Source organism: Sphingomonas sp. Ell38C01 (assembly GCF_055231975.1).
Genome location: NZ_JBUYVA010000001.1, coordinates 1,549,391 through 1,575,266, shown reverse-complemented (window position 1 = coordinate 1,575,266; position 25,876 = coordinate 1,549,391). Strand labels below are relative to the sequence as shown.

At 69.6% G+C, this 25,876-nt stretch carries 22 protein-coding genes; 16 read left to right on the top strand and 6 right to left on the bottom strand.

Annotated features, from left to right (window positions below; genetic code table 11):
- Window positions 1-403: 403 nt before the first annotated feature.
- Both ACV7NO_RS07430 and ACV7NO_RS07425 read right to left on the bottom strand, forming a co-directional pair.
- Window positions 404-1,063 carry an HAD family hydrolase gene (locus ACV7NO_RS07430; protein ID WP_463405366.1) on the bottom strand — a complete coding sequence of 220 codons (660 nt, stop codon included), beginning with the start codon at window positions 1,061-1,063 and terminating at the stop codon, window positions 404-406.
- A 299-nt stretch (window positions 1,064-1,362) separates the two neighbouring features.
- On the bottom strand, window positions 1,363-2,235 hold the full coding sequence (locus ACV7NO_RS07425) for a cold-shock protein (protein WP_463405365.1): 873 nt from the start codon (window positions 2,233-2,235) through the stop codon (window positions 1,363-1,365).
- 212 nt (window positions 2,236-2,447) lie between these two features.
- On the opposite strand from ACV7NO_RS07425, the gene ACV7NO_RS07420 reads away from it, so the two are divergent.
- The 4 genes from ACV7NO_RS07420 to ACV7NO_RS07405 are packed head-to-tail and all read left to right on the top strand — an operon-like array spanning window position 2,448 to window position 5,097.
- Window positions 2,448-3,212: a TerC family protein gene (locus ACV7NO_RS07420; RefSeq protein ID WP_463405364.1), complete on the top strand. Its 765-nt coding sequence runs from the start codon at window positions 2,448-2,450 to the stop codon at window positions 3,210-3,212.
- 48 nt (window positions 3,213-3,260) lie between these two features.
- On the top strand, window positions 3,261-3,881 hold the full coding sequence (locus ACV7NO_RS07415) for a ribonuclease D (protein ID WP_463405363.1): 621 nt from the start codon (window positions 3,261-3,263) through the stop codon (window positions 3,879-3,881).
- Window positions 3,882-3,900: 19 nt separating this feature from the next.
- A complete protein-coding gene (lptC, locus tag ACV7NO_RS07410) occupies window positions 3,901-4,539 on the top strand; it encodes an LPS export ABC transporter periplasmic protein LptC (protein ID WP_463405362.1) in 639 nt (212 codons plus the stop codon).
- Window positions 4,540-4,545: 6 nt separating this feature from the next.
- Window positions 4,546-5,097, top strand: a complete 552-nt coding sequence (locus ACV7NO_RS07405) for an LptA/OstA family protein (RefSeq protein ID WP_463405361.1) — start codon at window positions 4,546-4,548, stop codon at window positions 5,095-5,097.
- A 9-nt stretch (window positions 5,098-5,106) separates the two neighbouring features.
- On the opposite strand, the gene ACV7NO_RS07400 is transcribed toward ACV7NO_RS07405, so the two are convergent.
- Window positions 5,107-5,583 carry a hypothetical protein gene (locus tag ACV7NO_RS07400; RefSeq protein WP_463405360.1) on the bottom strand — a complete coding sequence of 159 codons (477 nt, stop codon included), beginning with the start codon at window positions 5,581-5,583 and terminating at the stop codon, window positions 5,107-5,109.
- A gap of 200 nt (window positions 5,584-5,783) precedes the next feature.
- Between ACV7NO_RS07400 and lptB the strand changes: the two genes are divergently transcribed.
- Window positions 5,784-6,566, top strand: a complete 783-nt coding sequence (gene lptB, locus ACV7NO_RS07395; protein WP_463405359.1) for an LPS export ABC transporter ATP-binding protein — start codon at window positions 5,784-5,786, stop codon at window positions 6,564-6,566.
- A 114-nt stretch (window positions 6,567-6,680) separates the two neighbouring features.
- Window positions 6,681-8,174: an RNA polymerase factor sigma-54 gene (gene rpoN / locus ACV7NO_RS07390; protein ID WP_463405358.1), complete on the top strand. Its 1,494-nt coding sequence runs from the start codon at window positions 6,681-6,683 to the stop codon at window positions 8,172-8,174.
- Window positions 8,175-8,319: 145 nt separating this feature from the next.
- Here rpoN and ACV7NO_RS07385 read toward each other — a convergent pair whose 3' ends face one another.
- On the bottom strand, window positions 8,320-9,162 hold the full coding sequence (locus ACV7NO_RS07385) for an HpcH/HpaI aldolase/citrate lyase family protein (RefSeq protein ID WP_463405357.1): 843 nt from the start codon (window positions 9,160-9,162) through the stop codon (window positions 8,320-8,322).
- A 157-nt stretch (window positions 9,163-9,319) separates the two neighbouring features.
- Entirely contained in the window at window positions 9,320-11,653 is a 2,334-nt protein-coding gene (locus ACV7NO_RS07380; RefSeq protein WP_463405356.1) for a TonB-dependent receptor, read from the bottom strand.
- Window positions 11,654-11,793: 140 nt separating this feature from the next.
- On the opposite strand from ACV7NO_RS07380, the gene ACV7NO_RS07375 reads away from it, so the two are divergent.
- The 10 genes from ACV7NO_RS07375 (at window position 11,794) to ACV7NO_RS07330 (ending at window position 24,261) form a co-directional block, all read left to right on the top strand.
- Window positions 11,794-12,375 carry an ANTAR domain-containing response regulator gene (locus tag ACV7NO_RS07375; RefSeq protein WP_463407304.1) on the top strand — a complete coding sequence of 194 codons (582 nt, stop codon included), beginning with the start codon at window positions 11,794-11,796 and terminating at the stop codon, window positions 12,373-12,375.
- The gene (locus ACV7NO_RS07370) at window positions 12,372-13,571 is read left to right on the top strand and encodes a CmpA/NrtA family ABC transporter substrate-binding protein (protein WP_463405355.1); all 1,200 of its coding nucleotides are present in this window, start codon (window positions 12,372-12,374) and stop codon (window positions 13,569-13,571) included. Before ACV7NO_RS07375 ends, ACV7NO_RS07370 begins: the two co-directional genes overlap by 4 nt.
- Before the next feature lie 201 nt (window positions 13,572-13,772).
- A complete protein-coding gene (locus ACV7NO_RS07365; protein WP_463405354.1) occupies window positions 13,773-15,011 on the top strand; it encodes a nitrate/nitrite transporter in 1,239 nt (412 codons plus the stop codon).
- 49 nt (window positions 15,012-15,060) lie between these two features.
- Window positions 15,061-16,266, top strand: a complete 1,206-nt coding sequence (locus ACV7NO_RS07360; RefSeq protein WP_463405353.1) for an alginate export family protein — start codon at window positions 15,061-15,063, stop codon at window positions 16,264-16,266.
- Window positions 16,267-16,533: 267 nt separating this feature from the next.
- Window positions 16,534-19,017: a nitrite reductase large subunit NirB gene (gene nirB / locus ACV7NO_RS07355; RefSeq protein ID WP_463405352.1), complete on the top strand. Its 2,484-nt coding sequence runs from the start codon at window positions 16,534-16,536 to the stop codon at window positions 19,015-19,017.
- Complete coding sequence (gene nirD / locus ACV7NO_RS07350) at window positions 19,014-19,355, top strand: nitrite reductase small subunit NirD (protein WP_463405351.1); 342 nt, start codon at window positions 19,014-19,016, stop codon at window positions 19,353-19,355. Before nirB ends, nirD begins: the two co-directional genes overlap by 4 nt.
- A gap of 133 nt (window positions 19,356-19,488) precedes the next feature.
- On the top strand, window positions 19,489-22,050 hold the full coding sequence (locus ACV7NO_RS07345) for a molybdopterin-dependent oxidoreductase (RefSeq protein WP_463405350.1): 2,562 nt from the start codon (window positions 19,489-19,491) through the stop codon (window positions 22,048-22,050).
- Window positions 22,040-22,834, top strand: a complete 795-nt coding sequence (cobA, locus tag ACV7NO_RS07340; RefSeq protein WP_463405349.1) for a uroporphyrinogen-III C-methyltransferase — start codon at window positions 22,040-22,042, stop codon at window positions 22,832-22,834. Before ACV7NO_RS07345 ends, cobA begins: the two co-directional genes overlap by 11 nt.
- 177 nt (window positions 22,835-23,011) lie before the next feature.
- Window positions 23,012-24,079: a hypothetical protein gene (locus ACV7NO_RS07335; RefSeq protein ID WP_463405348.1), complete on the top strand. Its 1,068-nt coding sequence runs from the start codon at window positions 23,012-23,014 to the stop codon at window positions 24,077-24,079.
- 23 nt (window positions 24,080-24,102) lie between these two features.
- Window positions 24,103-24,261 carry a hypothetical protein gene (locus ACV7NO_RS07330; RefSeq protein WP_463405347.1) on the top strand — a complete coding sequence of 53 codons (159 nt, stop codon included), beginning with the start codon at window positions 24,103-24,105 and terminating at the stop codon, window positions 24,259-24,261.
- Between the two features lie 124 nt (window positions 24,262-24,385).
- Here ACV7NO_RS07330 and ACV7NO_RS07325 read toward each other — a convergent pair whose 3' ends face one another.
- Window positions 24,386-25,801: a sugar transferase gene (locus ACV7NO_RS07325; RefSeq protein ID WP_463405346.1), complete on the bottom strand. Its 1,416-nt coding sequence runs from the start codon at window positions 25,799-25,801 to the stop codon at window positions 24,386-24,388.
- Window positions 25,802-25,876 lie beyond the last annotated feature (75 nt).

Genomic DNA, 25,876 nt, shown 5'->3' with positions numbered 1-25,876 from the left:
TTTTTTGCGATCTGGCGAGAAGCGGCGCGGAAGTTGCCGAAGTTGCCACTACGTCGGGGTGGCAAATCGATCGCAAGTGATCGGCCTGATCGATCAGTGACGGAAAAGGCGCCTGCATCGGCCATTATCGTTACGGACTACACCGGCCGGCAGGATGTAGGAAAGCGCCGGCGTCAACGCACGACGGCGCCCGCCGTCGGTCGGGCCACCAGCACGCGACCGGGACCGCTGGACCGCAGCCATCCGTTCGGCGTGACCTTTCCCGTTTCTCCATTTCCGCGCGACACTTGCGGGAAAAGCAGTCGGGAACGGATTTCGGGAAAGAGGATACCGCAGACGAGCCGGAGCGAAGCGAGAGGCACGACGTTCCCGGTCCACGTTCGTTTGTGGGAAGGCGTAGGGCTTACCAAGAGACCCGCTCGACGGGGACTCTCAATCTGGCTAGCCGTTTCGCGGTTTTGCCAGACGCGTTGACGAGGAATGCCGATGTGGCTCTAGCGAGGAGCGGAGCGTCATCGGCACTGTCGCTGTAGGCGACGGCCCATCGCTCACCGAAGCCGGCGCCCCTGATCGCGTCGCATTTTGCTTCGTGGCGACAATGGTATCGCGCCACCCATCCGCCTAGAAACCGACATAGCACCGATCCCACCACGGGGACTTGGAAGGGAAGCGTATCGGATAGGCTCTCCGCCAACCATGCGGGTGCGGCGGTAGCGATCAGTGCGGTCTCCCCACGGGTGACATGCCGTTCGAGTTCGGCGAGGCCGGCTGTTCGCCAAGCGACACCCTTCCCCTCGCTCACATTGATGGCGAAAAGCGCGAAGGACTGGCGCAACTCCGGTTCGGTCAGGCCGATGGTCGCGATCCATAGGGATATCGAACCGCCGATCCGCCGTGATGGCGCATGGAGCGTCAGTGGGAGGGCGATCGGGAACGCCACGACGGCCAGAAGCGTCCGCCATACTGATTGCTTGATACGGCTCATCATCCAGATCGATGCGGAGTCTCCATCGAGCAGCGTGCCATCCAGATCGAAGACGACAGACGATGTTCGCGATTTCACTGCATTTCATCCTGCCGTTCACGCCAAGTTCGATAGCTCAGCCTACCGTGACGGCAATGGCATGATTTAAGCAGGCTTGGCGAAGAGCGGCATCGTTCGGGATCAGTCGCCATTCCCATTCAACGATCGTTTGCGGGAAAAGCAGCGGCGCCGGGCAATGTCAGTTATCGCAGGCTGCTTTCCCGAAAGCGCACCAATCGCTTTACGACTGCTTCCAGGCATTTCCGCCCCCGCCCACGAAAAAGCCCGGCCCCGCTTGTCGCGGGACCGGGCCTTTCGAACCGGGTCGTGAAACCGGATCAGCCTTGGTTCGGCGCCAGGTTGACCGCGGCGTGCTTGCCGCGACGGTCGACTTCGAGTTCGAACGACAGGCGATCGCCCTCGTTCAGCGTCGGCATACCGGCGCGCTCGACGGCCGAGATGTGGACGAACGCGTCGGGCTGTCCATCGTCGCGCTGGATGAAGCCGAAGCCCTTCATCGCGTTGAAGAACTTGACCGTGCCGGTCGCCTTCTCGCCGGTCAGCTGGCGCTGCGGCGCACCGCCGCGGTCGTTGCCGCCGAAGCCGCCCGCCGCCGGACGGGGGCCGCGATCGCCGAAGCCGCCTTCGCGCGGCTCACGCGGGGGCGCACGATCGGTGACGGCCATCGGCTCGCCGTCGATCTTGAGCTCGGTCGCCGAGATGCGGCCGCCGCGATCGACGAGGGTGAAGCCCATCGGCTGACCCTCGGCCAGACCGGTGAGGCCCGCCTGCTCGACCGCCGAGATGTGCACGAACACGTCCTCGCCGCCATCATCGCGCACAACAAAGCCGAAGCCCTTCTGCGCGTTGAAGAACTTGACGACACCGGTGCCCTCGCCGACGACCTGGGGGGGCATCCCGCCGCCACCGCCGCCGCCGCCGCCACGGAAACCACCGCCGCCGCCACGGAAGCCGCCGCCACCGCCGCCACCGCCGCCGAAGCCGCCACGGTCACCGCCGCCGAAGCCGCCGCCACCGCCGCCGAAGCCGCCACGATCGCCGCCACCGCCGAAGCCGCCACGGTCACCGCCACCGAAGCCGCCACCACCGAAGCTGCTGCCGCCGCCGAAATCGTCGCCGCCACCAAAGCTGTCACGCTTGTCGCGCCCACGTCCGCCGCGATTGCCGCGGCCGCCTTTGTCGAAACCCATAAACCTGTTCGTCTTCCCGGTCCGCCCGTACTTCGATCAAAGGCCGTGCGTACCGGACGAGAACGCAAGCCATCAGATGCGCCGCCTGTGACGCACCTTTGGGCCTGCCATAACGCATCAATCTCCCTCGCGCGACCGGATTCGTCAGAAAAACGGCACACGCATGTCGATCCTTGCGCGACTGTCGCAAGCGGGGCACAGGTCGCCGCACGATGCCGATCATGGACCTCCTCGCCAGCCCCGCCGCATGGGCCGCCCTCCTCACTCTCGTCGTGCTCGAGGTAGTGCTGGGAATCGACAATCTCATCTTCATCTCGATCCTGTCGAACAAGCTGCCGGAGGCACAGCGATCGAAGGCGCGCAAGCTGGGGATCGGGCTCGCGCTCGGGCTGCGGCTGGGGCTGCTGTCGATCCTGTCGTGGCTGACGCAGCTGACCGATCCGGTGTTCGACCTGGGGCTGAGCGGCGCGCCCGGGCAGCATGGCCAGCCGACCTTCGAGACCGCGTTCTCGTGGCGCGACCTGATCCTGATCGCGGGCGGGCTGTTCCTCGTCTGGAAGGCCACCCAGGAGATCCACCATACGATGGACGAAGAGGCCCCCGACACCAGCGTCGGCGGCACCGCGGTGGCGACGTTCGGATCGGTGATCGTCCAGATCCTGCTGCTCGACATGGTGTTCTCGATCGATTCGATCCTGACCGCGGTCGGGATGACGGACGACCTGCCGATCATGATCGCCGCGGTCGTCATCGCGGTGGGCACGATGCTGTTCGCCGCCGATCCGCTCGCGAACTTCATCAACCGCAACCCCAGCGTCGTGATGCTCGCGCTCGCCTTCCTGCTGATGATCGGGCTGGTGCTGATCGCGGACGGGTTCGGGGTGCACGTACCCAAGGGCTATATCTATGCGGCGATGGCGTTCTCCGCGCTGGTCGAGACGCTCAACCTCGTCTCCCGCAAGCGCAAGAAGGCGTAGGTCGCAACGCCCATTGAGCCGCCCGCCACTCCCGGCTAGGGCCGTCGCATGGCCGTCCATCTCCACGAAGAAGACCTTCCCGCAGACGTGTTCGCGCCCGGTGCGTCGATCGCGGTCGATACCGAGACGATGGGGCTCATCACCCCGCGCGACCGGCTGTGCGTCGTGCAGCTGTCGGACGGCGGACCCGACGAGCATCTCGTGCGGTTCGCGGCCGGGTCGGACTATGCCGCGCCGAACCTGAAGGCGCTGCTGGCGGATCCGGCGCGGCTCAAGCTCTATCATTTCGGGCGGTTCGATATCGCGGCGATCCAGCAGTATCTGGGCGTCGTCGCCGCGCCCGTCTATTGCACCAAGATCGCGTCGCGTTTGATCCGCACCTATACCGATCGGCATGGCCTGAAGGAGCTGGTGCGCGAACTGCTCGGGCAGGAGGTGTCGAAGGCGCAGCAATCGTCGGACTGGGGCTCGCCGGTGCTGAGCGAGGCGCAGAAGGACTATGCCGCCAGCGACGTGCGCTTCCTCCACCGGATGAAGGAGGAGCTCGACCGCCGGCTGATCCGCGAGGGGCGGATGGATCTGGCGCAGGCGTGCTTCGATTTCCTGCCGACGCGTGCGGCACTCGATCTGGCGGGCTGGCCCGAGATCGACATCTTCGCGCACGCCTGAGCCCCCGGAACCTCCAGCCATGTCCGAGATCGCCCGCCGCGTCCGCACCAAGCGCCAGATCTGGGCCGCGCCCGGCAGCTCGCACGATCGGCTGGTCGGCATCACCCACTGGCTGCTGCCGGTGATGATCGGCGTGCTCGCGGCGTTCCTGGTGATGGCGCCGCTGACGACCGGCGGCGACGTGTCGTTCGTCCTCGACAAGAACAAGGTGGAGGTCGCCAAGGAACGCCTTCGCCTCGAACGCGCGCAGTATCGCGGCGAGGACGGCAAGGGCCAGCCCTTCACGCTGACCGCAGGGTCGGCGGTGCAGAAGAGCTCGGCCGAACCCATCGTCCAGATCCAGACGCTCGCCGCGCGGCTCCAGCTGCAGGACGGCCCCGCGACGCTGACCGCGCCCACCGGCCGCTACGACATGGATAGCGAGCAGGTGAAGGTGCAGGGCCCGATCGCGTTCCGCGCCGCCAACGGCTACACGCTCGACACGCAGGACGCGACGGTCGATCTCAAGACGCGACGGATGGTCAGCGATGGCGCCGTCACGGGCACGCTGCCGCAGGGCAATTTCAGCGCGAACCGGCTCCACGCGGATCTGGAGGAGCGCACCGTCCGGCTCGACGGCAATGCCCGCTTGCGGATCGTGCCGCGAGGGACGAAATAGCGCGGCATGACCCGCCCCCGCCTCCTGCCCGCCCATGCGCTCGCGCTCGTCCTGTCCGCCACGCCGCTGGCGGCGCAGTCGCGGCACAACTCGGCCGCCCCGATCGATTTCGGCGCGGACCATATCGAGCTGCAGGACAAGGCGAACCGCGCGGTGCTGGCAGGCAACGTTTCGGTGCGGCAGGCGGAGATGACGCTCAACGCGCAGCGGATGACGGTCGCCTATACCGGCCAGGTCGTCGGCGGGAACCCGCAGGTTTCGCGACTCGACGCGTCGGGCGGGGTGACGGTGAAGCGGCCGGACCAGACCGCGAAGAGCCAGTATGCGATCTACGATCTCAACCGCCGCGTCATTACGATGCTGGGCGCGGTGTCGCTCGTCCAGGGCGGGGGCAACACCGTCAATGGCGGGCGGCTGACGATCAACCTCGATACCGGGCGCGCGGTGATCGACGGGTCGTCGGTCGCGGGCGGCGCGTCGGCGGGGAGCGGCGGCACCGTCGCCACTGCGCCGAGCGGCCGCGTGACGGGCACCTTCTCGGTGCCGAAGCGCGACTGAGGTTACGATCTATTTCTGCGGCTTCGTGACTCCTGAAAAATCGGCCTCGTCGAGGTATTTGACGTAGGCGGTAATGCCGGCCTGCGCGGCCGGGTTGCCGAGCAGTTCCGTCATCGCCACCCGACCCAACGCTTCGCCGGCGATCGTGAAGGCAGCGGTGGTATTGCCGCGGATCGCGAACGCCGCCTTGGCCTCCGGCGCGCAATCCTTGGCGATCAGCCGGGTAAACAGCGTCGCCATCACGCGATCCGCCGCATCCTTCTTGCCCGGCTGAACCGTCGTGATGTCCGCCACCTGCGGCGCGGACGCGAGCGAGCCCAGCAGCCAGCGAGCTACCGCGAGCCGATCCGCCCCCGTCGATTTCAGGACGATGCATTCGCCCAGCACCGCCCCGGCCCGATCCTCGGCGACGGGTGGCTGCTGCGCGGGTGGCGCTGCGGCTGCGACCGCGGCACCCGCAATGATGCCCATCAGGATCGTCATCATGATCGCCGCGTCTCCGTCATGCCCAAGAGCCCCGAATATCGCTTCGGGATCTGACAGACCGCCCGGGCCCTCACAAGGGGCGCAGCGAGCCACCGCAAGGAGCGGATGATCGGTCGCACGATGCGATCATGCAGGTTTCCTGCCAAGCCCCGATGCGGTAACGGTCCGGCAACCCATTCCTGCAAAGCGTGACACCGCACATGGCCGATACCGACGTCCTTTCCATTCCCGAGTCCGCGCCGATCGTCGAGGCGCCGGTGATGAACGGCCTGTCGGTCGTCTCGATCGCCAAGTCCTACGACAAGCGCGTCGTGCTGAGCGACGTGTCGGTATCGGTCGGGCGTGGCGAGGTGATCGGGCTGCTCGGTCCCAACGGCGCGGGCAAGACGACCACCTTCTATTCGGTGATGGGGCTGGTGAAGCCCGATTCGGGCCGGATCATGCTCGACGGCGACGACATCACCGGGTTGCCGATGTACCGCCGCGCGATCCTCGGGCTGGGCTATCTGCCTCAGGAAACGTCGATCTTCCGCGGGCTGACGATCGAGAAGAACATCTCGACCGTGCTCGAGCTGTCCGAACCCGATCCTGCCGCGCGCGCCGCCAAGCTGGAGAAGCTGCTTGACGAGTTCGGGTTGACCCGGCTGCGTGCCGCGCCCGCGATGGCGCTGTCCGGGGGCGAGCGCCGCCGTGCCGAGATCGCGCGCGCGCTGGCGGCGGACCCGTCGATCATGCTGCTCGACGAACCGTTCGCGGGCATCGATCCGATCTCGATCGCGGACATCCGCGATCTGGTGAAGGACCTGAAGCGCCGCGACATCGGCGTGCTCATCACCGATCACAATGTCCGCGAGACGCTCGAGATCGTCGACCGCGCGTACATCATCTATGACGGCCGCGTACTGTTCACCGGCTCGCCCGCCGAACTGGTGGCGGATGCGAACGTGCGCCGGCTGTATCTGGGCGAGGGCTTCTCGCTGTAATCCTATGCGTACAGCCCTTATCCCGTTCGTTTCGAGCGCAGTCGAGAAAGGTAGCGTGACGCCCGCGACACGTTTCTCGACTTCGCTCGAAACGAACGGATGGGGGCATGCCGCATGAGCCTCGCCCCCCGCCTGGACCTCCGCCAGTCGCAGTCGCTGGTGATGACGCCGCAGCTCCAGCAGGCGATCAAGCTGCTGGCGCTGTCGAACCTCGAGATCGAGGGCGTGATCGCGGAGGAGGTCGAGAAGAACCCGCTCCTCGAACTCTCCGCCCCCGACGAGCCCGGCCCGACGATCGCCGACGAAATCCCGCTCGCGCGCGATGAACCCGCGGGTGCGGACGAGCTGGTGATGACCGGCGAGGCCGCTGGCGAATCGCTCGACGTCGACATCGCCGCGGAGCGTTTCGACGACGGCCCCGGCGACCGCGCCGAGCCGATGGCGGGGATGGACGGCTCGCTCGGGCTCAACGGCACCAGCGGCGGCGCGGGCGGCGAGGACCTGCCCGATCTCGACGCGTTCGCGGACACTGGCCTCGATCTCCACGATCACCTGATGGCGCAGGCGGGCGCGACGATTGACGGCGAAGACATCTTCATCGCGCACCACCTGATCGACCAGATCGACGAGGCGGGGTATCTGACCGCCAACCTGCTCGACATCGCGACCCGGCTGGGCGTGGCGAAGGCGCGCGTCGAAGCGGTGCTCGGCATCATCCAGACGTTCGACCCGACCGGCGTCGGCGCGCGCGACCTGTCCGAGTGCCTCGCGCTCCAGGCGAAGGAGGCGGACCGCTACGATCCGTGCATGGCGCGGCTGATCGACAATCTCGACCTCGTCGCACGCGGCGACCTCGCACGGCTGAAGCGGATGTGCGGCGTCGACGACGAGGACATGGCGGACATGATCCGCGAATTGCGGGGCTATGATCCCAAGCCCGGCTGCCGTTATGGCGGCGAGCCGATCCAGTCCGTGGTGCCGGACCTGTACATCGCGAAAACGAAGGCCGGCTGGGCGATCGAGATCAACGCCGCCACCCTGCCCCGCGTGCTGGTCAACCGCAGCTACTACACCGAACTCGCGACCGGGCCGCAGGACAAGGCGTCGAAGGCGTGGCTCAGCGATTGCCTCGCCAGCGCGAACTGGCTGGTCAAGGCACTCGACCAGCGCCAGCGCACGATCATCAAGGTCGCGACCGAGATCGTGAAGCAGCAGGAGGCGTTCTTCCTCCACGGCGTCGCGCATCTCCGCCCGCTGACGCTGGCGAAGGTGGCGGAGGCGATCGAGATGCACGAATCGACCGTCAGCCGCGTGACGTCGAACAAGTATCTCAGCTGCGCGCGCGGGCTGTTCGAGCTGAAATATTTCTTCACCTCCGCGATCCAGTCCGCCGATGGCGGCGACGCGGTGTCGGCGGAGGCGGTCAAGTCCGCGATCCGCGCGCTGATCCAGAACGAGGGCGCGAAGATCCTGTCCGACGACACGCTGGTCGAACTGCTCAACGCCAAAGGATTCGACATCGCGCGGCGCACGGTCGCGAAGTATCGCGAGGCGATCGGCATCGGCAGCTCGGTGCAGCGCAGGCGCGCGCGGACGCTGGCGTCCTAGCGGCAAGATCCTCCCCTGCAAGGGGAGGTGGCAGTCCGAAGGACTGACGGAGGGGTGCCGCCGGTTCGGCCGAAGCACGCGATCGCAATCGGCGGCACCCCTCCGTCGCGCTACGCGCGCCACCTCCCCTTACAGGGGAGGAGCGTCAGCCCCCGATCATCGCCACCATCGCCAGCACCTCGCGCGCCTGCTCCAGATGCAGCCGCTCGACCATCTTCCCCTCCACCCGGATCACGCCCTTGCCCGCCGCCTCCGACGCATCGAACGCCGCGACGACCGTCCGTGCCCATGCGACCGCCGCGTCGTCGGGGGTGAACGCCGCGTTGCACGCCGCGATCTGCGTCGGGTGGATCAGCGTCTTGCCCTCGAACCCGAACCGCACCCCCTGCGCGCATTCCGCGGCGAACCCGTCCGCGTCGTCGATCGCGTTCCACACCCCGTCGAGGATCGCGACGCGATGCGCGCGCGCCGCCGCGACCGAGGCGGCGAGAAACCCCAGGAACGGCAGCCGGTCCGCCCCCGCCTCCGCGCGCATCTCCTTGGCGAGGTCGTTCGTGCCCATCACCATCGCGGCCAGCCCAGGTGCGGAGGCGAGGCTCTCGATCCGCAAAACCGCGCGCGCGGTTTCGACCATCGCCCAGACCGGGACGCCGCCCGCGGCCGTCACGTAGCGCGCCACCGCCGCGCCGTCGTCGACCTTGGGCGCCAGCACCGCATCGGGTCGCGCCTGCGCCACCGCGGCGAGATCGTCCGGCCCCCAGTCGCTGTCGATCGCATTGATGCGCACGACCAGCTCGCGGCGCCCGAACCCGCCCTCCCGCACTGCCGCGACCGCCGCATCGCGCGCCGCCACCTTCGACTCCGGCGCGACCGCGTCCTCCAGATCGAGGATCACGACATCGCAATCGAGCGTCCGCGCCTTGGCAATCGCCTTCGCGTTGGAGGCGGGCATGTAGAGCGCGCTACGCCGCGGGCGGATCTGGGTCATGTGGGGGTGATAGGGCGGCAATCGCAGCACGCCTATCCCTTCTCCATTGGTGCTGAGCGTGTCGAAGCACTGTCCTTCTTTCAAACGGTCGAACAAGAAGAAGGACAGTGCTTCGACAAGCTCAGCACGAACGGGGAACAGGGTGCGCGTCCGAGTCTCAGAACCGCGCGCGCAGCGTCGCGCCATAGGTCCGCGGCGCCATCAGGAACGCGCCATAGGTGCCGGCCTGCAACGGCTGGTCGATCACCACCTGATAGATGTGCGCATCGGTCAGGTTCTGGCTCCACGCCTCCAGCCCCCACGCGCCGCGCTCCACCCCGATGCGCGCGTTGACGACGGCATAGGGGTTTTGCCGCTTCACCGGATCGAGGTTCGAGCCTGTGTTATACCCCGACGACCATTTCACCGACGCGCTCGACGTCAGCCGCAGCCCCGCGCCGATCGGCTGGACCGAGGTAAAGCCGCCCGTCGCGTTCCACTTCGCGGCATAAGGCAGCGGCGCCCCCGGCGCGCGCGCGTTGATCCCCGGCGGCGGTACGAACATTCCGAACCGCGTATCGGCATAGGTCGCGCCCGCGTTGAGCGTCAGGCCCTGGACGCCGGTGGTCCACGACAGGTCGAGATCGGCGCCCCGCGCGGTCACCTCCGGAATCGCGACCACGAGGAAGCTGACGCCGGTATAGGTATTGAGCCGATAGTCGCGGAAGCGCTGGTCGAACCCCGCCAGGCTGGCGAACAGCCGCCGCCCCAGCAGCGCGGTCTTCGCTCCCACTTCGTAGCTCTCGACGCGTTCGGTCGCGAACTGGGTGTCGGGGTTCATGCGCCCCGGCGCGAACCGTGCGCGATCGAGGTTGAAGCCCCCCGCCTTGAACCCGTTGGCATAGGACGCGTAGGCCATCACCTCGGGCGACAGGCGGTACTGCACCTTCGCCGATCCCGAGAGCCGGTCCTCGTCGCGGCGCTGCATCGTCGTCACGTCGTCGAACGCGCTGTCTGCGGTCGGCGCGCACAGCGTCGCGATCTGTGCCGCGGTCAGCGGTTTGGCGAGCGCCGCGCGGCACCCTGCAGCGGGCGCGGTGTTGCGGAACCGCGAGGTCAGCCGCTTGCGCTCGTCGGTGAAGCGCAGGCCGAGCGACACTTCCAGCCCGCGCGCGACCTCCACCGTCGCGTCGCCGAACAGCGCGGCGGACCGCGCGCGCTGGCGGTGGACGTCGCGCTGCCCCGCATCGGCGACGAAGCTCGCCCCCGCCGCCAGCCCCGTCAGCCGCGACACCGCCAGCGCGTCGCTTCCCCCCGACAGCAGCAGCCCGATATAGCGCTCGTAATCCGCGCCGGGCAGCACCGAGGCAATGCTCGTCAGCCGCTCGTCGTAATAGAAGGCGCCCAGGATCGCGTGGACGCCCGGCGCGGCATAGGCCAGCCGCGTCTCCTGCGTGAACACCCGGAACCGGTTCGAATGATCGTTCGGGCGATACCAGATGTCCGCGCTCGCATAGTCCATGTCGGACGGCTGTTCGGCGTAATAACTGCGATACGCGGTGATCGAGGTCAGTGCGAAACGATCGTCCAGCGCCCAGTCGAGCTGCGCCGACACGCCGCGGTCGCGCAGCCGGAAGTCGGTCGCGCGATTGGCGTAGGTGAAGCGCGAGAACGGCCGCGCGGGGCGCACCACGCCCGCGTCCGCCGCCAGCGAATCGACCAGCCCCGCGGTGCCGCCCACGATGCTCGGCGCATCGACGCAGCAATCCTCGTCGCGGTCGGACCAGTCGCCGATCACGCGCAGCGACACCGCGTCGCGCGGTTTGAACAGCAGCTGCCCGCGGACCGTCCAGTTGTTCGCGTTGTCCGACGTCGTGCTGGTCCGCGGCCCCGCCCCGGTCGCGACCGTCCAGAACCCCGCCCGCGCCCGCCGGAACGCATAGACGCGCCCGGCCAGCACGTCCCCCACGATCGCGCCGTTCACCATCGCCGACGTCGTGAACGCCCCGTAGTTGCCGTACCCCGCCGACACCTCGGCCGCGGGGGTGAACGACGGCGCGACCGTCTCCACCGCGATGACGCCCGCGGACATGTTCTTGCCGAACAGCGTCGATTGCGGCCCCTTCACCACCTCGACCCGCGACACCTCGCCCAGATCGCCGAACGCCACGCTGGAGCGCGCGCGATAGACGCCGTCGATCACGGTGCCGACCGAGCTTTCCAGCCCGTTATTGTCCGCGACGGTGCCCACGCCGCGGATGCGGAACGCGGTCTGCGCGGGGCTCGCGGTCGTCGATGCGTTCAGGCCGGGAACGATGAACTGCAGGTCCTTGATGTCGCGCACCCCCGCCGCCTCGATCTGCGCGCGATCGCGGACGGTGACGGCGACGGGCACGTCGTCGAGCGCCTGGGGGCGCTTCTGCGCGGTGACGACGATCTCGCCCGCCTGCGGATCGGGGGCGGGCGATGCCGCAGCGACGGCCGCCGCGAACGGAATGAACACGATGGACACAGGACCCCCCAAAACTCGGTCGCGCGCCTCTAGGCAGGTTCCGCGCGCGAAACCACCCGCGGATCGCAACCTTTCGTGCCTTGACCTTCGCAGTCGCAGCAACGAGGCTCAGCCCCGGATCCACCGGAGATGAATTGTCCTTGCGCATCGTGATCGTCGACGACAGCGGCCTGCGCGCGACGGTGCTGGAGGACGGCCTGCGCGAGGCGGGGTATGACGACATCCACCTCGTCCCCCCGCGCGGCGCGTTCGTCGCCCGGCTGGAGCGGATGGCGCCCGACGTCGTGCTGATGGACCTGGGCTCCCCCAGCCGCGACACGCTGGAGGAGATGCTCGCGGTCAGCCGCGCGCTCGCGCGCCCGATCGCGATGTTCGTCGACCGGTCGGACGATGCGATGATCGGCGCTGCGATCGATGCGGGCGTCTCCGCCTATGTCGTCGACGGGCTGCGCAAGGAACGCGTGAAGCCGATCCTCGATCTCGCGATCCGCCGCTTCAACGCCTTCGCGCGGATGCAGGCGGACCTGACCGAGGCGCGCACCCAGCTGGCGGACCGCAAGACGATCGACCGCGCCAAGGCGATCCTGATGGACAGTCGCGCGCTCGCCGAGCCCGAAGCGTACGCGCTGCTGCGCTCGACCGCGATGAATCAGGGCCGTCGCATCGTCGAGGTCGCCGACGCGATCATCACCGCCTCCAGCCTGTTCGGAAGGCAGCCATGACCCCGCTCGCGATCGCGTTCCTGCCGCTCACCGACGCCGCCGTCCTCGTCGCCGCGAAGGAGATCGGGTTCGCCGCGGAGGCGGGCATCGACCTGGCGCTGGTGCGCACCACCAGCTGGGCGACGGTGCGCGACCGGCTGGTCTTCGGGCAAGTGCAGGCCGCGCACATGCTCGCCCCGCTCGCGATCGCGGTGACGCTGGGCCTGAGCCAGCACCCCGCCGCGATCGCCGCGCCGATCAAGCTGAGCGTCAACGGCAATCTGCTGGTCGTCTCCACCGCCTTTGCTGCAGCTCTCGAGCCCGATCCGGCCGCCCGCGTCGCCGATCCCGTCGCCACCGCGCATGATTTCGCGAATGCGATCGGGCTGCATCACCGCAAACCCGTGATCGGCGTCGTCCATCGCTTCTCCAGCCATGCGCTGATGCTGCGCTACTGGCTGGGGTTCGCAGGGGTGGACCCGGACCGCGACGTCACGCTGCGCGTCCTGCCGCCCTCGCTGATGGTCGAGGCGTTGCGCGCGGGCGAGATCGACGGGTTCATCGCGGGCGAACCCTGGGGCAGCGTCGCGGTCGCGGAGGGGCTGGCCGAGGTCGCGGCGCTGGGCCCCAGGATCTGGCAGCGCGGGGTGGAGAAGGTCCTGGCCTTCCGCGCCGACTGGCTCGCGGACAATGCCGGCACCGTCGACCGGCTGATCGTCGCGCTCATCCGCGCGGCCGCGTGGTGCGACGACCCTGCCAACCGCGAGGCGCTCGCCGAACTGCTGGCGCGCGACGCCTATGTCGCGCAGCCGGTCGAGGCGATCCTGCCCGCGCTGGCCGGGCGGATCGTGCTGCGCCACGGCACCGCGCCGATCGCGGTCGACGACGCGATGCTGTTCCACCGCGAGGCCGCCGCGTTCCCGTGGCGCAGCCAGGCGCTGTGGATCTATTCGCAGCTCGTCCGCTGGGGGATGGCGGAGTCGGGACGCGAGGCGGAGGCGGCGGACGTCTTCCGCTCCGACGTCTATCGCCGCGCGCTGGCGGGCACCGACCAGCCGATGCCCGGCGCCAGCATGAAGGTGGAAGGCGCGCTCGCCGCGCCGCTCGCGGTCGGCACGAATCGCGGCGCGATCACTTTGGGCCCTGATCGGTTCTTCGACAGGCGTGTGTTCGATCCGTCGGATATCGCCGGCTATCTGTCGGACGATACGGGCTGATTATTTTGCACTTGCGAAACGATCCGATTCGCGGGATCGTCTGACCGGCGCGCGATGAAGCGCGCCTGATCCGGGATCCTCGCGCCAGCGCCGGCGCGGTCCCTCCACAGAATTCGCAGCAAAGCCGCTGTCCGGTCCTGGCCCCTCGCCAGCGCCGGGCGAGCGGCTTTTTTTCGTGTCCCCACTCGATGGAGAACCACCATGGCGACCGCCTTATGGCAGGACGGCAAGACCGACCCCGCCCCCGGCTTCTGGAAATCCGGCCACACCCCGACGCTGATCGCGGCGTTCCTGTATTTCGACCTCGCCTTCATGGTCTGGGTCCTGCTCGGCCCGCTCGCGCCCGACATCGCCAGGGCGCTGGCGCTGACGCCCGCGGAGAAGGGCCTGATGGTCGCGACGCCGACGCTGGCGGGCGCGATCCTGCGCGTCGTCAACGGGCTGCTGGTCGACCGGATCGGCCCGAAGCGCAGTGGCGCGATCAGCCAGATCGTCGTCATCGCGGGGCTCGCCTGCGCGTGGATGCTGGGCGTCGACAGTTTCGCGGGCACGATCGCGCTGGGCGTGATCCTGGGCTTTGCGGGGGCCAGCTTCGCGATCGCGCTGCCGCTCGCCAGCCGCTGGTATCCGCCCGAGCATCAGGGCAAGGCGATGGGGCTGGCGGGCATGGGCAATTCGGGCACCGTCCTCGCCGCGCTGTTCGCACCGACGCTGGCGAAGCTGTTCGGGTGGAACGCGGTGCTCGGGCTCGCCTGCATCCCGCTGTCCATCGTGTTCGTCGTCTACATGGCGATGGCCAAGGACGCCCCCGGCGCGCCCGCGCCCAAGTCGCTCGCCGCCTATATGGCGCCGTTGAAGCAGGCCGATGCGTGGTGGCTGATGGGGTTCTACGCAGTCACGTTCGGCGGGTTCGTCGGGCTCGCGGCCAGCCTGCCGATCTACTTCACCGATCGCTTCGGGCTGACCCCGGTGGTCGCGGGATACTGTACCGCGGCCTGTGTGTTCGCAGGCTCGCTGGTGCGGCCGATGGGCGGCGCGCTGGCGGACCGCGTCGGCGGGGTGAAGGCGCTGACATTCGTGTTCGCGCTCGCCGCGGTCGCGATCGCGTTCGTCGGCGTGATGCCTTCGGTCGGCAGCGCGCTGGCGCTGTTCGTGCTCGCGATGCTGGCGCTGGGCACCGGCAACGGCGCGGTGTTCCAGCTGGTGCCGCAGCGGTTCGCCGCGGAGATCGGCGTGATGACCGGGCTGGTCGGGATGGCGGGGGGCATCGGCGGCTTCTACCTCGCCTCGTCGCTGGGCATCGCCAAGCAGTGGACGGGCAGCTTCGCCCCCGGCTTCCTCGTCTTCGCCGCACTCGCGCTGGTCGCGCTGGCGGGGCTGACTCTGGTGAAGCGGACGTGGCGGACGCGCTGGGGCACCGCCGAGGGCGTGCGGATTTGATGCGCCGGCGGGACCGGCGCGCAGTCCCGCCGCCTATGAAGGGATGATGATGTCGAAACTCCCCATCGCCGCCGCCGCGCTGCTCGCCGCCGGCAGCGCGCACGCGCAGACCGTCACGCTCAAGCCGCTCGCGGACGCCCGCCTGCGCTACGAGCATGTCACGCAGGACGGCCTCTCCGCGGACGCCGACGCGGTCACGATCCGCGTCCGCACCGGGGTCGAGGCGAAGGCGAGTGCGCTCTCCGCGCTGGTCGAAACGCAGGGCACGCTCGCGATCGGCGACGCCTATTATGACGGCCTCCACGGCGTCCAGACCCGCCCGATCGTCAGCGATCCGCAGAATATCGCGCTCTATCGCGCGCAACTCCGCTACGCCGCGTCCGGCCTCGCGGTGTCGCTGGGGCGACAGAAGATCGCGCTCGACGACGAGCGCTTCGTCGGCAACGCCGCGTTCCGCCAGAACGCGCAGACGTTCGACGCGCTGCGCGTCGAATGGTCGCCGGTGAAGCGTGTGAAGGCGGACCTGTCCTACGTCCGCGGCATCCGCACGATCTGGGGCGTCGACGGGCGCGGTGCGCGGCAGGGCGGAATCGGCGGCGACACGTTGCTCGGCAATCTGGGGGTCGCGACCCCGATCGGCACGGTCACCGCCTTCGCCTATCTGATCGACCAGGATTCGGTTGCGGTGCAGGCGTTCCGGTTGTCGACGCAGACCTATGGCGCGCGACTTGCGGGATCGCGCCCGCTCGGCGGCGCGGCGAAGCTCTCCTACCAGGCGAGCTATGCCCGCCAGTCGGATTACGCGCGCAATCCCAGTCGCTTCGCCGCCAGCTATTATCTCGCCGACGCCACGCTCGACATCGCGAAGGCGAAGCTCGGCGCGGGCTACGAGGTGCTCGGCGCGGACAGGGGCGCGGCGCTCACCGCGTTCCAGGCGCCGCTCGGCGCGGTGTTCAAGTTCCAGGGCTGGGCGGACAAGTTCCTCACCACCCCGCCCGACGGCGTCCGCGACCTCTATGCCAGCGCGGGCTACACGATCGGCGCGATCGGCCGCGCGAGGGCGCTGTCGGTCCAGGCGGTCGCGCACCGCTTCACCAGCGACCGCGTCGCGCGTCACTATGGCGACGAGATCGACCTGCTCGCGACGGCGAAGCTCGGCCGCTACGCGCTGTCCGCGCGCTATGCCGACTATCGCGCCGACGCCTTCGCGGTCGACACGCGCAAGGCGTGGCTCCAGCTCGACTGGACGCTGTAGATGCTGCGGCTGCGAAAAGGCACTTGAACACCGCCGCGATTCGCGTCATCCTCCCTCTCGTTCGGACAAGGCTGTCCGTCACCCCATAGCCGGACCGGTCCACCGATGGACCGCGACGGCGCATCGCCCCGGCCGAAAGGCCGGTCCACGATGAAGGCAAGGCCGCCATGCAGGCGCTGGATTTCTCCAGCGTCCGCATGGCGGCCTTTTTCGTTTTCGGAGCATTGCCCCATGACCATCCATGTTCGCCCGGTCGGAGAGGAGGCGGTGGCCATCGAAGCCACCGCCCATTCCCCGTCGCGTCCCCACCTCGTCGTCGTCGGTAACGGCATGGCCGGCTGTCGCGCGATCGAGGAACTGCTGGCACGCGATCCGGCGCGCTACCGCGTCACCATCTTCGGCGCGGAGCCGCTGGTGAATTACAACCGGATCATGCTCTCCCCCGTGCTGGCGGGCGAGAAGACGTTCGACCAGATCGTCATCAACGGGCACGACTGGTACGCCGACAACGCGATCACGCTCGTCACCGGCGACCCCGTCACCGCGATCGACCGCGCGGCGAAGACCGTCACCGCGCGCAGCGGCGCGACCGTCGCCTATGACAAGCTGCTGATCGCGACCGGCTCCGATCCGTTCATCATCCCCGTCCCCGGCCGCGACCTGCCCGGCGTGATCGGCTTTCGCGACATGACCGATGTCGAGACGATGCTCGCCGCCGCAGGGCGCGGGGGCGACGCGGTCGTCATCGGCGGCGGGCTGCTGGGGCTGGAGGCCGCGCACGGGCTGACGCTGCGCGGCATGAAGGTGACGGTCCTCCACATCATGCCCACGCTGATGGAGCGCCAGCTCGACGAGGCGGCGGGCTGGCTGCTCAAGTCCGCGCTCGAGGCGCGCGGCCAGACGATCCTGACGAAGGCCGACACCGCCGAGATCCTCGGCGCGGACGCGGTCGAGGGCGTCCGCCTGAAGGACGGCACGCTGATCCCCGCCAGCCTCGTCGTCATGGCGGTGGGCATCCGCCCCTCTGTCGCGCTCGCGCGCGACGCGGGCCTCGCGGTCGGGCGCGGGATCCAGGTCGACGACCATATGGTGACGAGCGACGCGGACGTCCTCGCGGTCGGCGAGTGCGTCGAGCATGACGGGCAGGTCTACGGCCTCGTCGCGCCGCTGTGGGACATGTGCCGCGCGCTGGCGGACGGGCTGGTCGACGCGCCGACCGGCTATCGCGGCTCGGTCACCTCGACCAAGCTGAAGGTATCGGGGATCGACGTGTTCTCCGCCGGCGACTTCTCGGGCGGCGATGGCGCGGAGGACATCGTCCTGCGCGACGCCTCACGCGGCATCTACAAGCGCGTGGTGGTGAAGGACGACCGCATCGTCGGCGCGGTCCTCTATGGCGACACCGCGGACGGCGGCTGGTATTTCGACCTGCTCAAGCGCGGCGAGGACGTCTCCGCGGTGCGCGACATGCTGATCTTCGGCCAGGCCTTCGCCTCGGGAGGAGGCAATGCGGACCCTAGGGCGGCCGTTGCGGCGCTCTCCGACTCGGCGGAGATCTGCGGCTGCAACGGCGTCACCAAGGGACAGGTCGTCTCGTGCATCGCGAAGGGATCGCACAGCCTCGACGCGGTCCGCGCGACCTGCAAGGCCTCGGCCAGCTGCGGATCGTGCACCGGACTCGTCGAATCGATCCTCGCGCTGACGCTCGGCGACGACGTGCAGGCGGGCGCGAAGACGATGTGCAAGTGCACCAGCTTCGGTCACGACGACGTCCGCCGCGAGATCGTCGTGCAGGGCATGCGCTCGATCCCCGAGGTGATGCAGAAGCTCCACTGGTCCACCCCCGACGGCTGCTCCTCGTGCCGCCCCGCGCTCAACTATTACCTGCTCTGCGCGCTGCCCGGCGAGTATGAGGACGACCAGCAGAGCCGCTTCGTCAACGAACGCCTCCACGCCAACATCCAGAAGGATGGCACCTATTCCGTCGTCCCGCGAATGTGGGGCGGCATCACCTCCCCGCGCGAACTGCGCGCGATCGCGGACGTCGTCGAGAAATACGACGCGCCGATGGTGAAGGTGACGGGGGGGCAGCGGCTCGACATCTTCGGGATCCGCAAGGAGGATCTGCCCGCGGTGTGGGCGGATCTCAATGCCGCCGGGATGGTCAGCGGCCACGCATACGGCAAGAGCTTGCGCACCGTGAAGACCTGCGTCGGCAGCGAATGGTGCCGCTTCGGCACGCAGGATTCGACCGGGCTGGGCGTCAAGGTCGAGCGGATGACGTGGGGCAGCTGGATGCCGCACAAGTTCAAGATCGCGGTCAGCGGCTGCCCCCGCAATTGCGCCGAGGCGACGATCAAGGACTTCGGCATCGTCTGCGTCGACTCAGGCTACGAACTGTCGGTCGGCGGCAATGGCGGGATCAAGGTCCGCGCGACCGACTTCCTGTGCAAGGTCGCGACCGAGGCGGAGGCGATGCACCACTGCGCCGCCTTCATCCAGCTCTACCGCGAGGAGGCGCGCTATCTGGAGCGCACCGCGCCGTGGATCGAGCGCGTCGGCGTCGACTATATCCGCGAACGCATCGTCGACGATGCCGGGGGCCGCGACGCGCTCGCCGCGCGGTTCCTGTTCTCCCAGCGCTTCATGCAGGACGACCCCTGGGCCGCCCGCGCCGCCGGGGCGGAACGCGAGCATCACGCGCCGATGGCAGTCTTCACCCCCCTCGAAACCCGCAAGGAACTCGCATGACGACCGGCGACTGGATCGACATCGGCTGGATCGACGAGATTCCCGCCCGCGGCAGCCGCACCGTGCAGGTGACCGGCGGCGACGACATCGCGGTGTTCCGCACCGGCGACGGCCGGGTCTTCGCGCTGCTCGACCGGTGCCCGCACAAGCATGGCCGGTTGTCGCAGGGCATCGTCCATGGCGGCGCGGTGGCGTGCCCGCTGCACAACTGGCGCATCTCGCTCGCGACCGGCGAGGCGCTGGGCGAGGATCGCGGCTGCACCCCCACGGTGCCGGTGAAGGTGTCGGGCGGGCGGGTGCTGCTGTGCCGGACCGCCACGATGCAGGCGGCGGCGTGATCCTCCCCGACACGGGAAGGGGGACCGCTCGCGAAGCGAGTGGTGGAGGGGGATCGCCGCAAGCGCTTCGCCTGTGGCGATCCCCCTCCACCAGCCTGCAGCTGGTCCCCCTCCCCGCAAGCGGGGAGGATCTGTGACCCCCATAAAAACCACCTGTGCCTATTGCGGCGTCGGCTGCGGCATCCTCGCGACCCCGGCCGGTGGCCGCAGCGTGAAGATCGAAGGCGACCCCGATCACCCCGCCAACCGCGGCCGGCTCTGCTCGAAGGGCACGCATCTCGGCGAGACGGTCGCGCTCGACGGCCGCCTCCTCCACCCCATGATCGGCCACAGGCGCGCGTCATGGGGCAAGGCGCTCGACCTCGTCGCGAAACGCTTCCGCGACACGATCCGCGAGCACGGGCCGGACAGCGTCGCCTTCTACGTCTCGGGCCAGCTGCTGACCGAGGATTACTACGTCGCCAACAAGCTGATGAAGGGCTTCATCGGCTCGGCCAACATCGACACCAACTCGCGGCTGTGCATGTCGAGCGCGGTCGCGGGCCATGTCCGCGCGTTCGGCGAGGACATCGTCCCCGCCAGCTACGACGATCTCGACGCCGCGGACCTGATCGTCCTCGTCGGATCGAACACCGCCTGGTGCCACCCGGTCGTGTACCAGCGGATCCGCGCCCGGTGCGAGGCGGGCGCGACGCTCGTCGTGATCGATCCGCGCCGCACCGAAACCGCCGACGAGGCCGACCTTCACCTGCCGCTGCGCCCCGGCAGCGACGTCGCGTTGATGAACGGCGCGCTCGCGCACTGCCGCGCCGTCGGCCTCACCGACGACAGCGCGCTCACCGTCCCCGCCGGCTTCTGGGATGCGCTGGCCGAGGCGGACCTGTGGTCGACCGCGCGCGCGTGCGACCTGCCGCCCGCCGACGTCCGCCGCTTCTTCGATCTGTTCGCCGCCAATCCGCGCACCGTCACGCTGTTCAGCCAGGGCATCAACCAGTCACTGGCCGGCACCGACCAGGTCAACGCGATCACCAACCTCCACCTCGCCACCGGCCGGATCGGCACGCCCGGCGCCGCGCCCTTCTCGATCACCGGCCAGCCCAACGCGATGGGCGGGCGCGAGGTCGGCGGGCTCGCCTCGACGCTGGCCGCGCACATGGACTTCGCGCCGGACAACCGCGCGCGCGTCCAGCGCTTCTGGGCCTCCCCCACGATCGCGGCGAAGCCCGGATTGAAGGCGGTCGACCTGTTCCGCGCGGTCGGCGAGGGACGCGTCAAGGCGCTGTGGATCATGGCGACCAACCCCGCGGTGTCGATGCCCGACGCGGGCCGCGTCCGCGACGCGCTCGCCGCCTGCCCCTTCGTCGTCGTCAGCGACGTCATCGCCGAGACCGACACGAGCGCGCACGCCCACGTCCGCCTGCCCGCCGCGGCCTGGGGCGAGAAGGACGGGACGGTCACCAATTCGGACCGCACCGTCAGCCGCCAGCGCGCCATCCTCCCGCTGCCCGGCGAAGCGAAGCCCGACTGGTGGATCGTCAAGGAGGTCGCGCGCCGGATGGGCTGGACGACCGCCTTCCCCTATGATCGCGCGGCCGAGATCTGGCGCGAGCATTGCCGTCTGTCGACCTACGAGAACAATGGCGACCGCCTGTTCGCACTTCCCGGCCAGGCCGCGCGCGGCAACGCGGACTATGACGCGATGGCCCCGTTCCGCTGGGGCGGCACGCCGTTCGCGGACGGGCGTTACCCGACACCCGACGGTCGCGCGCGCCTCGTCGCGGTCGCGCAGAAGCCGCTCGCCGCGCCGCTGAAGGCCTGGCCGCTGACGCTCAACACCGGGCGCTATCGCGACCAGTGGCACACGATGACGCGCACCGGGCTCAGCCCCAAGCTCGCGCGCCACCGCGAGGAGCCGCTGGTCGAAGTCCATCCCGCCGATGCGGGCGGGCTGACCGATGGCGGGCTGGCGCGCGTGTCGACCCCGCAGGGTGCGACGCTCTACCGCGTCCGCGTCGACGCTGCCCAGCGCGCGGGCGAGCTGTTCGCGCCGATCCACTGGACCGACCGGCAATCGACTGGCGGGCGCACCGGTCTGCTCCCCCGCCCCCTCGCCGATCCCCATTCGGGCCAGCCCGGCTTCAAGGCGACGCCCGCGCGGATCGAGGCGGTCACGACCGAATGGCGCGGCTTCCTGATCGCGCGCGACCTCGACGCGCTCCCGGACTGCCTGTGGGCGACGCGCATCGCGGTCCCCGGCGGCACGCTCGTCGAGATCGCGGGCGACGGCGACATCGCGAAGATCACACTCCCCAAGGGCGACCGGATCGAGGCGCGCGACCCCGCGAAGGGCACGCACCGCATCGCCGTCCTCGCCGAGGGCAAGGTCGCCGCGGTGCTGTTCGTCACCGCCACCGGCCTCCTTCCGACGCGCGACTGGCTGATCGCGCAGCTCGGCCAGCCAGCCCCCGGCCCCGCGCTCCTCGCCGGCCGCGCGCCGGGCGCGCAGGTCGATCGCGGCGCGATCGTATGCGCGTGCTTCGACGTCGGCATGACGACGATCGTGACGGCGATCGCGGACCAGCGCCTCGCCGACGTCGCCGCGATCGGCGCGGCACTCGGCGCGGGCACCAACTGCGGCAGCTGCCGCCCCGCGCTCGCGCGGATCCTGAGCGAAGGAAAGACGCATGCAGCCTGACCTCATCCCCGCCGGAGCCGTCTGGCTCGTCGGCGCCGGTCCCGGCGACCCCGATCTGCTGACGCGCAAGGCGGAGCGGCTGATCCGCGCCGCCGACATCGTCTTCCACGACGCGCTCGTCGGCCCCGGCGTGCTCGCGCTCGTCCCCGCCGGGGTCGAGATCGTCGGCGTCGGCAAGCGCTCCGGCCGCCATTCGAAGGACCAGGGCACGATCAACGACCTGCTCCTCGCCGCCGCGCAGGCCGGGCGTCGCGCCGTCCGCCTCAAGGGCGGCGACCCTTCCGTGTTCGGCCGCTCGACCGAGGAGATCGCGCATCTCGCCGCGCACGGCATCGCCGTCCATGTCTGCCCGGGCGTCACCGCGGCGAGCGCGGCGGCCGCTAGCGCGGGCGTGTCGCTGACGCTGCGCGGGCTTGCACGCCAGCTCACCTTCGTCACAGCGCATGCGCGCGCGGGCCATGCGCTCGATCTAGACTGGGGCCAGCTCGCGGGCGATGGCGCGACGCTCGCGGTCTATATGGGCCGCGCGGCGGCGGGTGAGGTCTCGCGCGAACTCATCGCCGCGGGCCGCGCGCCCGATACCCCCGTGATGGTCGCGGTCGACGTGTCGCTCCCGACCGAGCGGGTGATCCACGGTCGTCTCTCCGCACTCGCGTTCCTCGTCGAGACGGTGGGCGACGACGACCCGACGCTGCTGCTGATCGGCGAAGCGGTCGCGCGCGGGGTGGGAGTAACCGAGAGCCTCGAGGCTGCACGAAACCTCACCCCGATCCGCTCGCACTGAGCTTGTCGAAGTGCTGCCTTTCTTGCTTCGGTTGCGAAGAAGAACAGTGCTTCGACAAGCTCAGCACGAACGGGGTGGGGTCAGCGCGCAACGCCTCGGGGCGCCCTTAACCCGACCGCATAGCCCAGCAACCTTTCGCCCCTTCCCACCCGCACCGCCAAGCGTATCCTTCCGCGCATGCCGCTTCGCCTCCTCCTCGCGCTCATGCTCCTCACACCCGCCGCCGCGCACGCGCAGGCGATCGACGTCCACACCGCCCCGCCCCCGCCCGTCTGCCGCGCGGTCGGCGATACGCCCGCCACCGACGGCACCCCCGGCTTCATCCGCATCGACCCCGCCGCCGCGCAGCGCCTCGCCGCGATCGGGCTGGACCGCGCCGCGATCTTCCAGCGGATGCGCGAGACGTCGATCCCCGAGACGATCGGCTGCTGGGCGATGCCCGCGGGCAATTTCGACAGCCAGCTGATCTCGGTCGGGATGGCGCAGTGGAATTACGGCACCGGCAGCCTCCAGCCGGTGCTCGTCCGCTGGCGCGAGAGCTTCCCCTCGCGCCGCGCCTTCCGCCGCGCACTGGCGACGCTCGCGCCGACGCACGGCGAACTGCTGTTCTCGAAGGACTGCCTCGCCATCCCCGTCCGCGATGCCTGCCGCGCGGGCATCCTCGCCGCCGAAGGGCCGGACGGCCGCCCGCTCCCCGCGCTCGCCGCCGATCTCGCGCGCGTCTTCGAAAGCGACGCGATGCTCCAGATCCAGACCGACACCTATGTCGCGCTGCTCGACGCGGTCCGCCTCGATCTGCTGCGCGTCTTCCCGGCGGGCGACATCACGATGCGCAAGGTCCGCTGGGCGATCGACACCCGCGTCCAGCAGGGTGGGCTGCCCGCCAGCGAGGACATCGCGCGCCTGCGCCGCAAGCTCGCCGCGATGCCCACCGCGGATCGCTGGCCCCGGCTGCGCGCGATCGTCGCCTGGTACGGCGCGCTCGCGGCGACGATCGACCAGGACGGCATCGCGAACGATCACCGCTGGAACGTCCAGCGCTGGGGCTGCCTGATCGATCGCGGGCTGATCGACCCGGAGCAGTATGAAATGCTCCACCTCACCTTCCTGCGCAGCCGCACCGCGATCGGGAACAGCGGCCGCTGGCAGGCGCTGACGTTCGAGCGGCGCGCGAAGATCATCCTCGGCGTCGGCAGCGTCAGCGGCGTGCGCGACGGCCACTGCCCGGCGTTAACCACGCCTTAGGACGGGCCTGCTGTAGTGGCGCGATGTTCGAGCCCCCGCGCCACCATTTCGACACCGCGATCGAGATCGACGTTCCGGCCGCGCCGGCCGTCACCGGAATCGCGCCGCTGGCGATGGCGTTGCTCGCGACGGTAAGCCTCGCGATCTGGGTGTCGCTCGCGCATCTCGTGGGGATCCTGTGACCCCGCTCATGCCGAGGAGCCACTGAGCGAAGTCGAAGTGGCGTCTCGAAGCACGGGTCCTTCGAGACGGGTCTTCGACAAGCTCAGCCCCTCCTCAGGATGAACGGATTTCTCCGTTCCCCCTTCAGAACGCATTCGGGTGCAGCAGCACCCGCCCGGTCTGGATCGCGATGCGCAGGTCGCGCCAGATCGTCCAGCCATGGATATATTCCAGATCCGCCTGCACCCGTTCGGTCAGGTCGCGCGTCGCCGTGGTGGATCCGCGGAACCCGCGGACCTGCGCGAGGCCCGTCAGCCCCGGCTTGACGACATGGCGCTGCCAGTAACGGTGGTCCGCGTCCCAGAACAGCGCCTCCCCCGCGAGCGACCCCAGCGCATGCGGTCGCGGTCCGACGATGCTCATGTCCCCCGCCAGCACGTTGAACAGCTGCGGCAGCTCGTCGAGGCTGGTGCGGCGCAGGAACCGTCCGACGCGGGTGATCCGCGCATCGTCGCGGCTGGCGGACAGCGCGCCGGCATGGTCGGCCGCGGCGTGGCGCATCGTACGGAATTTCAGGATGCCGAACAGCCGGTTGCCCTGCCCCATCCGCGTCTGGCGAAAGAACACCGGGCCGCGATCGTCGATCGCGATCGCGATCGCCACCACCAGCGTGACGAGCAACAACCCCGGCAGCAGGAAGATCACCACGGCCAGATCGAACCCGCGCTTCAGCGCCAGGTCGGTCGGCCGCAACGGCCCCTGCGCGACCACCGCGGTCAGCCGGTCGCCATGCTGCCCGGTGCCCAGCATCCCCAGCGCCTCCAGTTCGGGGACCAGCACTTCCACCTCGACGCCCAGTCCTTTCAGCGCCGCCGTCCAGCGGTCGCGCATCTCGGGCGCGGAGGCGACCACCACGCGCTCGCAGCCGCGCAGCACGCGCCCGATCCGGTCGAGCATGTCCGGGTCGTCCAGCGTCGGCGCCAGTCCCAGCCGGCGGGCATCGACCGGGGTCGCCCCCGGCCCCACGTCGACGCGACCGGTGAACGACGGATCGATCAGGATCGCGACGTCGACGACCGATCCCGGCAGCATCTCACGCGCCGCCCGCGACGCCGCCCAGCGCGACAGCGCGAGCAGCCCGGCGGACACCACCACCCCCATCAGCACGATCGTGCGCGAATAGTCCGCACTGATCTTCAAGGCGAACGCGATGCCGACGAGCGCGAGGAACGCCACCGCCAGCGCGGATACCGCGCGGCGATACCCGCGCCGCCAGTCGAGTATCGCGTCGCGATCGTACGCGTGATGGTACAGCGCCACCGCCAGGAACAGCGGCAGCAGCGCGGACATCACATGCCCCACCTCGTCGCGCAGCCCCATCGCCAGCCGCACGAGGCCGACGATCCCGATCCCCGTCAGCAGCGCCAGCGCATCGCCCGCCGCGATCATCAACCGCGCCTGCACCCGCCGCCCGGCCTTCGACCCGATCGGCCCCGCCGCCGAGCGGTCGCCGCAGACCGGTGCGGGGTCCGACGCTGGTGGGGTAGTCCGGTTCAGCATAGGGGCCCGGGCTGATTTGCGATAGCGCTCGCCAAAACCGCTCCGTTCGCACTGAGCTTGTCGAAGTGCTGCCCT

Bases quoted from the DNA above. Each gene is read 5' to 3' on its own strand.
- ACV7NO_RS07405 (WP_463405361.1), top strand. From the start codon at position 4,546: ATGACCCGCCCCCGCCTCCTGCCCGCCCATGCGCTCGCGCTCGTCCTG.
- ACV7NO_RS07335 (WP_463405348.1), top strand. From the start codon at position 23,012: ATGCCGCTTCGCCTCCTCCTCGCGCTCATGCTCCTCACACCCGCCGCC.
- ACV7NO_RS07420 (WP_463405364.1), top strand. From the start codon at position 2,448: ATGCCGATCATGGACCTCCTCGCCAGCCCCGCCGCATGGGCCGCCCTC.
- lptC (WP_463405362.1), top strand. From the start codon at position 3,901: ATGTCCGAGATCGCCCGCCGCGTCCGCACCAAGCGCCAGATCTGGGCC.
- ACV7NO_RS07365 (WP_463405354.1), top strand. From the start codon at position 13,773: ATGGCGACCGCCTTATGGCAGGACGGCAAGACCGACCCCGCCCCCGGC.
- ACV7NO_RS07385 (WP_463405357.1), bottom strand. From the start codon at position 9,162: ATGACCCAGATCCGCCCGCGGCGTAGCGCGCTCTACATGCCCGCCTCC.
- nirD (WP_463405351.1), top strand. From the start codon at position 19,014: ATGACGACCGGCGACTGGATCGACATCGGCTGGATCGACGAGATTCCC.
- lptB (WP_463405359.1), top strand. From the start codon at position 5,784: ATGGCCGATACCGACGTCCTTTCCATTCCCGAGTCCGCGCCGATCGTC.
- rpoN (WP_463405358.1), top strand. From the start codon at position 6,681: ATGAGCCTCGCCCCCCGCCTGGACCTCCGCCAGTCGCAGTCGCTGGTG.
- ACV7NO_RS07360 (WP_463405353.1), top strand. From the start codon at position 15,061: ATGTCGAAACTCCCCATCGCCGCCGCCGCGCTGCTCGCCGCCGGCAGC.
- ACV7NO_RS07370 (WP_463405355.1), top strand. From the start codon at position 12,372: ATGACCCCGCTCGCGATCGCGTTCCTGCCGCTCACCGACGCCGCCGTC.
- ACV7NO_RS07415 (WP_463405363.1), top strand. From the start codon at position 3,261: ATGGCCGTCCATCTCCACGAAGAAGACCTTCCCGCAGACGTGTTCGCG.
- ACV7NO_RS07330 (WP_463405347.1), top strand. From the start codon at position 24,103: ATGTTCGAGCCCCCGCGCCACCATTTCGACACCGCGATCGAGATCGAC.
- cobA (WP_463405349.1), top strand. From the start codon at position 22,040: ATGCAGCCTGACCTCATCCCCGCCGGAGCCGTCTGGCTCGTCGGCGCC.
- ACV7NO_RS07325 (WP_463405346.1), bottom strand. From the start codon at position 25,801: ATGCTGAACCGGACTACCCCACCAGCGTCGGACCCCGCACCGGTCTGC.
- ACV7NO_RS07400 (WP_463405360.1), bottom strand. From the start codon at position 5,583: ATGATGACGATCCTGATGGGCATCATTGCGGGTGCCGCGGTCGCAGCC.
- ACV7NO_RS07425 (WP_463405365.1), bottom strand. From the start codon at position 2,235: ATGGGTTTCGACAAAGGCGGCCGCGGCAATCGCGGCGGACGTGGGCGC.